The sequence below is a fragment of the Bacteroidales bacterium genome (assembly GCA_023228145.1).
Taxonomy (GTDB): Bacteria; Bacteroidota; Bacteroidia; order Bacteroidales; family CAIWKO01; genus CAIWKO01.
In genome coordinates, this window is the sequence record JALOBU010000003.1 from 59,368 (window position 1) to 71,918 (window position 12,551).

Sequence of the window (12,551 nt, forward strand, 5' to 3'; positions counted from 1 at the left end):
GTGAAGTATATTTAATATTAAAAATTGTTGGTTAATAACTTTTATAAAAAGAAAACATAAAAAAGCAGAAAGCTGCCAAGAGGTAAATTGTTAAAGACAAAGTGACAGAATACGGAAATAATAATTAACATCATGTTGTTTGCAATACTGATCACGTAATATAAATGTGATTTTGTTTATTTTATATTTTTGAATCAATATGTTTACAGTCATGAAGTTTTTTTTACGTTTTAATAATTTATTCATATTTTTTTTTATTGTTTTACTGTCATCATGCAAAACAAATTATAACATTGTTAGTAAGCTTCCTATAGAAAAAAAAACCGAATCTGCTTTTTATTCAAGGTATTCTGAAAAACTAGGTGTTAAGCTTACTGGTACTGAAGATAAAAAACTATTAAGTTATATTGCAGAATGGCTTGGGGCGCCCTATAAATACGGCGGAAGCACCATACATGGAACTGATTGCTCGGGGATGGTATTGGCTGTTTACAGAGACGTTTATAGTATAAGCTTGTTTCGAAGCTCTGCAGATCAGATTAAAAATGTTGTACCAATTGAGAAAAACAAACTTAAAGCAGGCGACCTTGTTTTTTTTAAAATAAATGGAGATAAAGTTTCCCATGTGGGGATTTACATTGCTGAAGATAAATTTATTCACTCTTCTACAAAAAGGGGAGTGGTTATTAACAGCCTGAATGACGAGTATTATAAAAAATATTTTTTTACCGGAGGCCGCGTTATCAAAAACCCAATCAAATGAGGTTGTTACAGATAATGCCGGAAAGGTACCAATAATTGCTCAAAAATTTTATGTATCAATGGCCGGCGTTTCCACAAGTCATAATTAAATGGTTCGCAATTGTCTAATGTTTCGTTAATGTGAATAAGTAAATCCTGCATCAAATTATTGTTTGAGCCCATTAGAATAATTTCAAACATATACCTGAAACTTCGGTAATCAAAATTGGTTGAACCAAAACAGAAAATCTCTTTGTCAACAACAATTAGTTTGGCATGTAGGTTATTTGGTGTATAAAATAAAATATTCACTTTGTTTTTATGCAAAATGCCCAAGTACTTGCTTCTGTATATATCAACAAAACTGACGTCAGAGTGTTTGGGTGTAAGGATTTTTACATCAACTCCTCTTTTCCCTGCATCCATTAAAAGCTTGCGCAGGAAAAACCCCGGCAAAAAATATGGCGTTTCGATGATGATTTCCTTTTTGGCATTTTTAATAAGATTTTCAAATTTTTTTTTGATTTTTTGCTTGGTAATAGATGGGATATCACGTATGATTTTATAGTTAAAGCATCCCAAAGGCCGCAATTGATTCTTTAAATTGAATATATTTTTTTCATATATTTTCCAACTGTCGTTGAACGCTTTTTTAAAAGCATGTGCCAGGTTGCCTTCAATTTTAACTATTATCTCTCTCCAGTTGATGGAGTAATCATTAATATTTGCCGAACCAATGTAAGCTATCACATCGTCAATTATAACTATTTTTCGATGATTACGGCGGTGGTGCTGGATAAATGCATCCAAATTGTACCTGAGTTTTTTAAAAATTCTAACCTGCCCGCCATTTTTTATTAGTTCATCAAAGAAGTTATTACTGAATATAGCGCCCCAGGAATCTATTAAAAGCCTTATTCTGACGCCCTGCCGACTTTTTTTAACGAGAGCATCGCGAAATTTTACACCAATAGAATCGTCAATAAATTTGAAAATTTCTATACAGATGTTTTTTTGAGCGTTTTCAATATCTCTGAGCAATTCAGTATAAAACATAAGTGTTTCGCTGAAAACTTTATGATTTATGATACAGTTATCTTTTATGTCTTCGTTTGTCATAAATTATAATAATCTTTTAGGATTATTCGTGATAAACGATTTCCATCCGGTGTAAGATTTTTTTTCATTTCCATCAGGAGCTTTCTGAAAAAAGTGACAAACAGCAACGCCCAAAGCATCTGTTGCGTCATAATAATCAGGGGTTTCTGTAATTTTAACTATTCGGGAAAGCATGGCGGCTACCTGTTCTTTCGATGCATTACCCTTACCTGTTATGGCTTGTTTTATTTTACGGGGCGAATATTCAAATACAGGTATTGATTTATATAGGGCGGCAGCTATTGCAACACCCTGCGCCCTGCCAAGTTTCAACATGGATTGAACATTTTTGCCAAAAAACTGTGATTCTATGGCTAACTCATCAGGCTTGTATTTTTCAATTACTTCAAGAGTATTTTCAAATATTGCTTTAAGTTTTAAATGTTGCCCATTAAGTTTATTCAGCTTAATAACATCCATTCTGATAAGCTCAATCTTATTATTTTTGTTATAGATTAAACCATAACCAAGTATATTTGTGCCGGGGTCAATACCAAGAATAATTCTGTCAGTGTTCACAACAAACGATTAAATGCTTAATACAAAAATAATCAAAACAGCTAATTTTTTAATAAAGTTATTAATAATAACTTTTGCGTTTGGATTTATAGCTCAACGGTTTTTTATCAAATACGATACTTCTTCATTTTTTTTAAACTTTAGCAAGCTTTTTACAGAAGAAAAAACTATTATTTTTCTTGTGATTATTGTATGTATGATGTTGTTAAATTGGGCTTTGGAAGCATGCAAATGGAAAATGCTCATTCGTAAAATCGAAAAAGTTTCCTTTATAAAATCCTTTATGGCTGTTTGGGCAGGGATTACCATTGGAGCATTTACTCCAAATCGGACAGGTGAATATTTTGGCAGAGCTTTTATTCTGGAACAGGCAAACCGCTGGGAAGGCGTTTTTATTACTACCATTGGTAGTTTCAGCCAGTTATTGATAACATTGATTTTTGGAACGATATCCGGATTTTTATTTTTAAATAATGCTTTTGAACCCGTAACTCATAAGCTATTATATGTGTTGTTATTTGTTACGTCATTACTTGCATTAATATTGATGATTTTATTTTTTAAAATCTCTTGGGTTAAAAAATTTTTTTTCAAAATAATACCTCAAAAATATTATTTGTTTCGCTCTCATTTAGAAGTGTATTCATATTACTCAATTAAGGAATTACTTGAAGTCATCTTTTTAAGTACATTGCGTTATGCGATTTTTACTGTTCAGTTTTTTTTATTAATGTATTTATGCCACATTGAAATGACTTTTTTTGAAGGACTTGTGTTTATTTCTTTTCTTTACCTGATAACAACCTGTTTGCCTACTATTGCACTTACAGAATTAGGAGTTAGAGGTTCGGTAAGTATTTTTTTATTGGAAATTTATTATCAAAGCAACCCAATATTTATGGATGAGGCTATATCGAACATGTTCATGGCTTCTTTTTTTATTTGGTTTGTGAATCTGATTATACCTGCACTCATTGGGGGTATTTTTGTTTTTAAACTTAAATTTTTCAGGAAGTGAGTTTGTTTTTGATATTGTTGATTATATTATCTTCATTGGTAACGTTGGTATATTTGACATTTATTATACTGTTTACTTATGGGTGGGTAAAGACAAAAACTTATAGTTCTTCAAAGGAAATACATCCTGTAAGCATAAGTGTAATTATCCCTTTCAGAAATGAGGAGAAAAACATATCAGGAATACTCTCTTGCCTGAAAAACCAAAATTACAATAAGGATTATCTTGAAGTAATATTAATTAATGACCATTCTGAGGATCAAGGTTTTCAAATAGCAGAAAAATTTATTAACGATAATTTACTTCATAATTTTAAGATATTGTCATTAAAAGATAATGAAGGCTTTTCTAAAAAGGCAGCCCTAACAAAAGGGATAATAAGCGCAAATAGCCGTTTGATAATAACATCAGATTCCGATTGTTGGTTTGGTAACGATTGGGTAAAAACTTTTGCTGATTTTTATTTAACAAATAATTGTCGTGTTATTTCTGCTCCGGTTATTATTTCTAATGAAAAAAAGTTATTTTCAAAAATACAGCAACTCGAATTTATGAGTCTGATAGCATCTGGTGCCGGCGCTATAGGTGCAGGAATTCCCATACTTGCCAATGGGGCAAATTTTGCTTTTGAAAAAACATTATTTGATGAGTTGAATGGTTATGAGGATAATAAAGAAATTGTTTCGGGTGATGATGTTTTTTTTCTGTTAAAAGCAAAAAAACACTTAAGTTCCCCAAAAGACATCATGTTTTTAAAACACCCTGATAGTTTAGTTTTTACAAAAGGTTGCAAAACCATGAAACATTTCTTTAATCAAAGAATACGCTGGGCCTCAAAAAGTAAAAGGTACAAAGATTTTACTGAAATTGCTGTAGCTGCCAGTGTTTTTTTTATTAATTTATTTTTTCTTGTATGTTTTATTGGCGGTTTTTTAAATGCACATTTGTTTTATATTGCTTTAATTTTGTGGGCAGTCAAATTTATCGCGGATTTTCCTTTATTAATGTCATTTTCGGTTTTTGTATCTAAATCAAAAGTAATGTATTATTATTTGCTTGTGCAATTAATATACCCTTTGTACATAATTATTACGACATTCCTTACGTTGATGATTCCTGTGAAATGGAAAGGAAGGAAAATAGTTTAGTTTATAGGTTTTGTTGCGATTTAAGAAATGCTTCTGCTATAATCAAATCGGAAGCATGAGTTATTTTTATATTTCGGACATCCCCATCAATAAGGCGGATTTGTTGTCCGGTGGTTTCTAATACTATAGCATCGTCCGTAAAGCGTTCATCATAATTCTGCCGGTATGCTTCTTTAATGAGTGATGTTTTAAAACATTGAGGTGTTTGAATGATGGCAAGTTGCTCCCTGTTGAAAGTTTCATTAAAAGTGCCGTTTTTTATCCTGACAGTATCGTTGATTTTTACGTACGGAATTGCATTCCCATGTATTTCAGCTTCTTTATATGCTTTTGTAATAATCTTTTCAGAAATAAAAGGGCGGACAGCATCGTGAATTGCAACCAGTGATTCGGAATCTGGAATTTTAGCCAATCCGTTTTTGACAGAATGAAAACGTTCTGGCCCGCCTATAGCAGTTTTATAATTGGATGCATAGGTAATTTTGCGGCAAATTTTCTCCCAATAATCAAAAAATTTTTCATTAATAACTACAATGAATTCAATATGGCTGTCCGCACGGATAAATGCATCAATTGTATGTAATATAAAGGGTTTTCCGCAAATATAAATAAACTGTTTCGGGATTTCTGTTTGTAATCTTTTCCCTGAGCCGCCTGCAACAATAAGAGCGTATTTTTTCAAGAAAGGTTATTCTTTAAATAATAAGCATTGCATCGCCATAAGTAAAAAACTTATATTTTTCTGCGATAGCTTCTTTATAAGCCTTCATCAGAAAATCATATCCCGCGAAAGCAGCCACCATAATCATTAACGAAGATTGAGGCAGGTGAAAATTAGTTATCATACGGTTGGCCACATTAAAGTCGTAAGGGGGAAATATAAACTTATTTGTCCATCCGTTAAAAGGTTTCAGCAAGCCCGAAATGGTGAATGATGATTCAATGGCCCTCATGGACGTTGTTCCGACTGCACAGATATTTTTTTTGTTTTCCTTAGCTTTATTAACAATCTTACATGCCTTTTCATCAATAATTACTTGTTCGGAGTCGCATTTGTGTTTGGTGAGGTCTTCAACATCGATGGTTCTGAAATTGCCAAGTCCGGCATGCAGAGTTAACTCGGCAAAATTAACTCCCTTAAGTTCAAGGCGTTTCATAAGTTCACGGCTAAAATGAAGTCCGGCAGTCGGAGCGGCTACTGCGCCTTCATGTTTTGCATATATGGTCTGGTACCTGATTTTGTCGTCGGCAACTGTGGAACGCTTAATTATTTTTGGCAAGGGAGTATCGCCAAGAGAGTCAATAATTTTTTTAAATTCTTCGTATTTTCCATCAAATAAAAACCGGATAGTTCGCCCCCTTGATGTTGTGTTATCAATTACCTCAGCAACCAGGTTATCATTATCTCCAAAGTAAAGTTTGTTTCCTATGCGAATCTTACGTGCAGGGTCAACAAGAACATCCCAAAGCAGGGAATCGTGATTTAGTTCCCTTAACAAAAATACTTCTATTTTAGCCCCTGTTTTCTCTTTACGACCATATAATCTTGCAGGAAAAACTTTTGTATTATTGATAATAAAAACATCGCCGTCGCTAAAATAATTAATATTGTCTTTAAAAATTTTATGTTCAATAGTTTGTGTTTTTCTGTTAAGAATCATCAAACGTGAGCCGTCTCTTTGTTCAGCAGGTTTGTCAGCAACCAGTTCCTGAGGTAAATGAAACCTGAATTCAGATAATTTCATTTGTTACTATTTTATATATTTTAAAAAAAACTTACGAATTTACATGATTAAAAGACAAAAGTCAAGTTTTTTTTGTCAACTATCTCAAAATCTGCAAGTTATTGTCTTTTGCCACATTAAAACAATCTATAACTTAACGATATGTTGTATGAAAATATTATCTGTTGAAATTATTTTAAGAAAATAAACTCCTTGTTTAAGATGTTTTAAGTCTATTTGTGTTTTATTTACAGCTTCTTTAAATGTTTTTTCAAATACTTTTTTGCTTTCAATATTATATATTTCAATCCTGTCAAATTGATTATTATTGTTTTCAATATTAATTATGTTTTTAAATGGGTTAGGGTAAATATTGTGAGCAGAGAGATTGTTTTCTTCAATATTGACGATGTTATTATCAATTTTTGCAATCAATTCATATTCCGGGTCAAAAGTAGTAGTATTTGGAATAAAGTTTAATTTAAAACTATAAACCTGTCCATCATAAGTATTATCAAAGAAAAGCAATGTGTCTTTTGTGTTATTTGAAAATTTCACAGGTACAGGAAGTTCAAAATAATAAACTGATGGATGCGATTGTTGTTGTGTGATAATCAAATCAACAATACTGTCGGGATGTATGGTTGTGTGTAATGAATATATTGGATATCCTTGTCCGTAAATCCAGTCTTGGAAAAAATCAACCAAATTCATCCCTGAAGCAGCTTCTGCATGCTCTCTGAAATCGTCAGTTTCGGCAAAACTATATGATAATTGCGGGTCAGTAATAAAATTTTTCATACAACTGAACATGGCCGAATCTCCAATTTTAACTCTTAACATATTTAAGACCATGGCCCCTTTGTTATATGAAAGTCTTCCGCTGAAAATTCTGGAAACATTAGTTGTGTCATCGCAATAAACCGAACCATCTGGTTCGGAAGTGATGTCATCAACATTATATTGTTTCCAATATTTCCATGCATTATTGGTATTTAAAAAATAATAAGTTAGGCCGGTTAAAAAAGTTGCGAAACCTTCATTAATCCAGATATCGTGCCAGCTACGACATGTAACTTTATCTCCAAACCACTGGTGTGCCAGTTCGTGAGCCATGAGGTCATATCCAAAATTGACAATAAAGGTCATAGTTTGATGTTCCATTCCACCACCCCATCCAAATTGTGCATGCCCGTATTTTTCGTTTAAGAAAGGATAATCCGAAAACAAACTGTCGTATAATTGCATCACAGGAATTAAGTCTGGTGTTTGTTGCTGGGCATCATTCAGGTCTTCCGGAAAAACATAATTTAGTATTTCTAAAGTTCCGTTTTGTAACTGGGCAAAATCAGAATACACGGAATAATTGGTAACAGCTAATGCAATCAAATAGGTAACAATGGGATATCTGTGTTTCCAGTGATATATTTTATTTGACCCGGCCGTGTTTTCAGAAACCAGCAATCCGTTACTGGCTGCCCTGTAGGCATTTGGGGTGGTAATGTAAACATCTATAGAGTCAATCTTGTCGCTTAACGAATTTTTGCAGGGCCACCAGTCAGGCGCACCAAAAGGTTCCGAAAGTGTCCATATTATCGGAGCCCCATTATGGTCATCCTGAATGAATGAGCCGAACCCGACTCCTTGTGGAGGCGTTCCATGATAATAAATAAAAATGGAGTCTTGGCTCCATGGTGTTATTGTTGATGGCAGATTGATTAAGATAATATTATTAGCGTGTGTGAAACTTAAATTACTATTATGATAGATTATACTATCTACAGTCATTATCTGGTTAAGTTCAAATTCCATCTGGCTCATGGAACTTGTAGCAGCAAAATAAGAACATACATAGCCCGAAATCTGGTTCACCGAAGGGTCAATATACCAATTCATACGGTGATAATAAAGATCGTAGTTATCTCCTAATTTATTGTTTCTGGCTTTAATAAGTTTTTCGTGGCTTTTTGCTTCCTGAAATGATATTGTTTTTGTAATATTTTTATCTGGTAGCTTCTGTGAGTAAGTAACGATTACGCATAATAATGCGGTACAAGTTAAAAGAATGTTTTTAATCATGATAATATTAATTGTAGATATGTAGAGTCTGCCCGTCGAAACCTGTTTTATACTGTTTCAGAGGGTAAATGGCTGGTCCATTCACTATTGAGCCGTCAGTGATAAGATATTCGGAAAAACAATTATGGCATTTTAAAATTAATCCCGATGGTTCAACAGCAACATAAGCAGAATCAGCTTCCCAATCGTAAGGGCAAGCTTGTTCAAAAGCCACAAATTCATCAACAGAACTCCGGTAAACAACAATACCTCTGTAACCGCCTGTAATTGTTACCCATCCGCCAACAGTTGACAATTCAAGGTAGAGGGTTGAGGAAATGTTAAGATATATATCAACATAAACATCCGGTATGGGATTTTTTTGTTTTTTGCATGAGAACGCAAATGTGCAAATAACGAATAGAAGTAAAAAAAAGGAAAATACGTTTCTTCTCATTAGGCAATTATCAAGATATAATAACGTTATTATTTGTGTATAATTTTGTTTTTAAATTTTTTTTTGTTGATGGAATGATACCGCAAAACTTTTTATTTTTATCAACTTAAAATGTATTGCAAAATTAACTAAAAACAACCCGAAAGATGAGATTATTTAATAAATTTGTTTTAATTATACTGATTTTGTTTGTTTTATTACCAGTAGAAGGATGCAGTAAATTCCAGCAGAGCAAGTATCAGGAAACACAGCGGAGAAAAAAGTTTGAAAAAGAAAAAAAACAACGTGAGAAAGAAGCCGAGCAGGCCTATGAAGAAGCTATTGAACGACACTATATGATTCAAGACAAATCAACAAGGCAGCTGATGAAAAAAAATGCAAAAAAATCTCTTGCATACAAAGAGCATAAAAAAGCAGGTGTTTTAGAACGCTTGTTTACACCAAAACAAAAAAAGGGTAAAGCAAGGCAAAAGGGGGTTGAAAAATAGTATTAAGTGATGAGAGGCTTGATGAACAAAATAAAATATTATTTCATTCATAAAATCCTTAACCTTTTATTTTTATGCTTTTTGTTTTTCAATAAAACCTACGGACAGGAATATTTTGAAATTAATTTTGACAGAATTTCATCTGAAAATTATAAAATTGAAAAAGGACTTTCACAGAATTCTGCTTATTCTATAACTCAAGACAGCAAAGGTTATATCTGGATAGGAACATGGGATGGTCTTAACAGGTATGACGGTTATGATTTTTTAACTTTTCGTCCCACTGTTAGCGGTCATTCCAATGAGCTGAGCAATCAGACTATTTATGTGCTTTTTACTGATAAAAACGAAACAGTATGGATAGGTACAGATGCCGGATTAAATAGTTATAATCACAAAACCGGCAATTTCACGCAATATAAACATAGCAAGAAACAACCTTTTTCCATTAGTGGTGACACCATACTTAGCATAGCTGAACAGGATGAAAATACTTTATGGATAGGTACGAACAATGGATTAAATAGATTTGACAAAACCACTGGCTTTTTTTATCATTTTAAATTAAACCCCAATAATGCGAACAGCCCCAGCAACAACAATATTAATTGTATTCTGATTGACAAGAATAACAATATTTGGTTTGGTACCAATGAGGGTTTGAATTACTTTGACAGGCAAAAAAAACTATTTTTTCATTGGTATTCAGGCAAAAATCCTAATTCACTAAGCAGTGATATTATTTTGGATTTACTCATAGATAATAACAATAAACTTTGGATATGTTCGGATAATGGTATTAATATTATGGATATTAATACAAAAAAAATAACTAAAAAATATCAGAGCACTAAATATGATGACAATTCACTTAGTAATAATAATGTAACAAGCATTTTACAGGATAATGAAGGTGTGATTTGGTTGGGAACATACGGTGGTGGATTAAATAGATATGACAAAAAAAATGACAACTTTATATCTTTCAAAAACAACATATATAACGAACGTAGTTTGAGCAATGATTTTATAAATAAACTTTTTCAGGATAAATCGGGTATCATTTGGGTGGCTACAGCGTGGAAAGGGGTAAGTAAAATTGATAAATACTCAAACAGGTTTAATCATATCCGGCATGTGGCAAATGATGATAATAGTTTAAATAATAATAATGTATGGGGTATTTATCAGGATGATTTAGGTAAAATCTGGATAGCAACAGATAATGGAATTAATATTTTTGACCGGGAGCAAAACAAATATAGTTTTATTCAAAACGACCCAAACAACCCAAATACAATTCCCACAAACCTTATAAGATGGATATCTCAAGATAAAAGTGGCTTGTTTTGGATAGGCACTTTAGGTGTTGGATTGATAAGTTATGACAGGGAAAACAAATCTTTTACCTTATATTCCAACGACCAGAAAAATCCGCATAGTATAAGTAATAATAATGTAAATTACATTTTGGAAGACAAACAAAACAATCTGTGGATTGCTACTGATAATGGTTTAAACCTGTATCAGCCTTCAACAAAAACATTTAAAAGATTTATGCATGACCCGGATAAAAGAAATTCCATTTCTAACAACACGGTATATTACATCTATGAAGATAAAGAAGGTTTATTATGGTTTTGTACGCTTGGAGGTTTGAACAGTTACAATCCTGTTAGTGGAAAATTTAATGTTCTTAAAAGAAGTCCGGGTACAAAGAACACATTAAGTTCTGATAAGATTTTTTCGTTATACGAAGATAATGAAGGTACATTCTGGATAGCAACATTTGGAGGTGGGTTAAACCGTTTCAACCGAAAAACCGGGGAAATAAAATATTATCTTGAAGAAAACGGATTGCCCAATAATGTTGTTTACAATATTTTTGAAGATAAAAACGATAATTTATGGATAACAACAAACTATGGCTTGTCAAAATTCAATAAAGAAAATGAAAATTTTGTGAATTATGATGTAAAAGACGGTATTCAAAGCAACGAATTTAACCTGAATTCAGCATTTCATAATAAAGAAACCGGTGAGATGTTTTTTGGGGGGATGAACGGATTAAATTCGTTTTATCCTAATAAAATTATCGTTAATACCTATATTCCTCCCGTAGTTATTACTAAATTCAGAAAATTTGACAAGTTGCAGGTCCGGGAAATATTTGACGGAGATACCATTTTTCTTACATACAATGATAATTTTTTCTCATTTGAATTTGCAGCCATGGATTATTCTAACCCTTCGAAAAACAAATATGCATACAAACTTGAAAATTTTGATAATAACTGGAATTATTGTGATGCTTACCGCAGGTTTGCAGGATATACCAAAGTTCCTGCCGGCACATATGTTTTTCGCGTCAAAGCTTCAAACAGCGATGGCATATGGAATGAAAAAGGAATTTCTTTTACTATTATAATTTCTCCTCCCTGGTGGCGTACTTGGTGGTTTCGAATAGGGTCGGCTTTACTTATATCCCTGATAGTTTGGTATATCATTTTTTTAAGGCTCAGAAATATTAGAATCAGGCACGAAGATGAAAAAAAAATATTAGCAATAGAAAAACAAATGTTTCAGCTTGAGCAAACAGCTTTGCGCCTCCAGATGAATCCGCATTTTATTTTCAATACATTAAATTCTATACAGAGTTTTGTTATTGCCAACAACACCGACAAAGCCATTAATTATCTTGCAAAGTTTTCTACCTTGATGCGTTTTATACTTGCGCATTCGCAAAAGTCCTTTGTGAACATCAGCGATGAAATAAAAGCTATGGATATATATCTTGATGTGGAAAGATTGCGTTTTGATTACAAATTTGATTATACTTTTGATATTGCATTGGAAATAGATGAAGAATTTATCGAAATACCCCCCATGATAATACAGCCCTATATAGAAAATGCCATCATTCATGGTATTTTGCATAAAGAAGATTCCGGCCATATTAAAATAAGCATGAATGTCAAAGACGAAAAATTTCTGATATGTGTAATTGAAGATAATGGAGTGGGAAGAGCAAGGGCAGAACAAATGAAAGCGAAATCTGATTTGAAACACAAATCACGAGGGATGCTTATCACTCAAAAACGGCTTGAAATATTAAATAAAAGTGGAAACGATCAAACGAATGTAAAAATTACTGACCTTAAAGATGAAAATAACACTCCTTCAGGCACCCGTGTTGAAATATTAATTCCTTACAAAGAGTCTGAATAAAATAATAAATTT

At 32.6% G+C, this 12,551-nt stretch carries 11 protein-coding genes; 5 read left to right on the plus strand and 6 right to left on the minus strand.

Annotated features, from left to right (window positions below; translation table 11 throughout):
• Positions 1 to 211: 211 nt before the first annotated feature.
• The gene (locus tag M0R16_02070) at positions 212 to 763 is read left to right on the plus strand and encodes an NlpC/P60 family protein (protein MCK9611667.1); all 552 of its coding nucleotides are present in this window, start codon (positions 212 to 214) and stop codon (positions 761 to 763) included.
• A gap of 5 nt (positions 764 to 768) precedes the next feature.
• Here M0R16_02070 and M0R16_02075 read toward each other — a convergent pair whose 3' ends face one another.
• Both M0R16_02075 and ruvC read right to left on the minus strand, forming a co-directional pair.
• Positions 769 to 1,860, minus strand: coding sequence for a phosphatidylserine/phosphatidylglycerophosphate/cardiolipin synthase family protein (locus tag M0R16_02075; protein MCK9611668.1), 1,092 nt, complete (start codon positions 1,858 to 1,860; stop codon positions 769 to 771).
• A 3-nt stretch (positions 1,861 to 1,863) separates the two neighbouring features.
• The gene (gene ruvC, locus M0R16_02080) at positions 1,864 to 2,418 is read right to left on the minus strand and encodes a crossover junction endodeoxyribonuclease RuvC (GenBank protein ID MCK9611669.1); all 555 of its coding nucleotides are present in this window, start codon (positions 2,416 to 2,418) and stop codon (positions 1,864 to 1,866) included.
• Between the two features lie 13 nt (positions 2,419 to 2,431).
• Here ruvC and M0R16_02085 point away from each other — a divergent pair, with 13 nt between their 5' ends.
• Both M0R16_02085 and M0R16_02090 read left to right on the plus strand, forming a co-directional pair.
• Positions 2,432 to 3,436, plus strand: a complete 1,005-nt coding sequence (locus tag M0R16_02085) for a flippase-like domain-containing protein (GenBank protein MCK9611670.1) — start codon at positions 2,432 to 2,434, stop codon at positions 3,434 to 3,436.
• A 53-nt stretch (positions 3,437 to 3,489) separates the two neighbouring features.
• Complete coding sequence (locus tag M0R16_02090; GenBank protein ID MCK9611671.1) at positions 3,490 to 4,584, plus strand: glycosyltransferase; 1,095 nt, start codon at positions 3,490 to 3,492, stop codon at positions 4,582 to 4,584.
• A gap of 1 nt (position 4,585) precedes the next feature.
• Here M0R16_02090 and M0R16_02095 read toward each other — a convergent pair whose 3' ends face one another.
• From M0R16_02095 to M0R16_02110, 4 genes are all read right to left on the minus strand, one after another.
• Complete coding sequence (locus M0R16_02095; protein ID MCK9611672.1) at positions 4,586 to 5,266, minus strand: 2-C-methyl-D-erythritol 4-phosphate cytidylyltransferase; 681 nt, start codon at positions 5,264 to 5,266, stop codon at positions 4,586 to 4,588.
• Positions 5,267 to 5,279: 13 nt separating this feature from the next.
• Positions 5,280 to 6,329, minus strand: coding sequence for a tRNA preQ1(34) S-adenosylmethionine ribosyltransferase-isomerase QueA (gene queA, locus M0R16_02100; GenBank protein ID MCK9611673.1), 1,050 nt, complete (start codon positions 6,327 to 6,329; stop codon positions 5,280 to 5,282).
• A gap of 126 nt (positions 6,330 to 6,455) precedes the next feature.
• On the minus strand, positions 6,456 to 8,387 hold the full coding sequence (locus tag M0R16_02105; GenBank protein MCK9611674.1) for a T9SS type A sorting domain-containing protein: 1,932 nt from the start codon (positions 8,385 to 8,387) through the stop codon (positions 6,456 to 6,458).
• Positions 8,388 to 8,394: 7 nt separating this feature from the next.
• A complete protein-coding gene (locus M0R16_02110; protein ID MCK9611675.1) occupies positions 8,395 to 8,823 on the minus strand; it encodes a hypothetical protein in 429 nt (142 codons plus the stop codon).
• Between the two features lie 146 nt (positions 8,824 to 8,969).
• On the opposite strand from M0R16_02110, the gene M0R16_02115 reads away from it, so the two are divergent.
• Positions 8,970 to 9,311, plus strand: a complete 342-nt coding sequence (locus M0R16_02115; protein MCK9611676.1) for a hypothetical protein — start codon at positions 8,970 to 8,972, stop codon at positions 9,309 to 9,311.
• 21 nt (positions 9,312 to 9,332) lie between these two features.
• On the plus strand, positions 9,333 to 12,539 hold the full coding sequence (locus tag M0R16_02120) for a histidine kinase (GenBank protein ID MCK9611677.1): 3,207 nt from the start codon (positions 9,333 to 9,335) through the stop codon (positions 12,537 to 12,539).
• Positions 12,540 to 12,551: the final 12 nt, after the last annotated feature.

Coding starts and splice junctions, on each gene's coding strand:
- M0R16_02075 (MCK9611668.1), bottom strand. CDS start 1,860: ATGACAAACGAAGACATAAAAGATAACTGTATCATAAATCATAAAGTT.
- M0R16_02070 (MCK9611667.1), top strand. CDS start 212: ATGAAGTTTTTTTTACGTTTTAATAATTTATTCATATTTTTTTTTATT.
- M0R16_02120 (MCK9611677.1), top strand. CDS start 9,333: ATGAACAAAATAAAATATTATTTCATTCATAAAATCCTTAACCTTTTA.
- M0R16_02115 (MCK9611676.1), top strand. CDS start 8,970: ATGAGATTATTTAATAAATTTGTTTTAATTATACTGATTTTGTTTGTT.
- M0R16_02085 (MCK9611670.1), top strand. CDS start 2,432: ATGCTTAATACAAAAATAATCAAAACAGCTAATTTTTTAATAAAGTTA.
- M0R16_02110 (MCK9611675.1), bottom strand. CDS start 8,823: ATGAGAAGAAACGTATTTTCCTTTTTTTTACTTCTATTCGTTATTTGC.
- M0R16_02105 (MCK9611674.1), bottom strand. CDS start 8,387: ATGATTAAAAACATTCTTTTAACTTGTACCGCATTATTATGCGTAATC.
- queA (MCK9611673.1), bottom strand. CDS start 6,329: ATGAAATTATCTGAATTCAGGTTTCATTTACCTCAGGAACTGGTTGCT.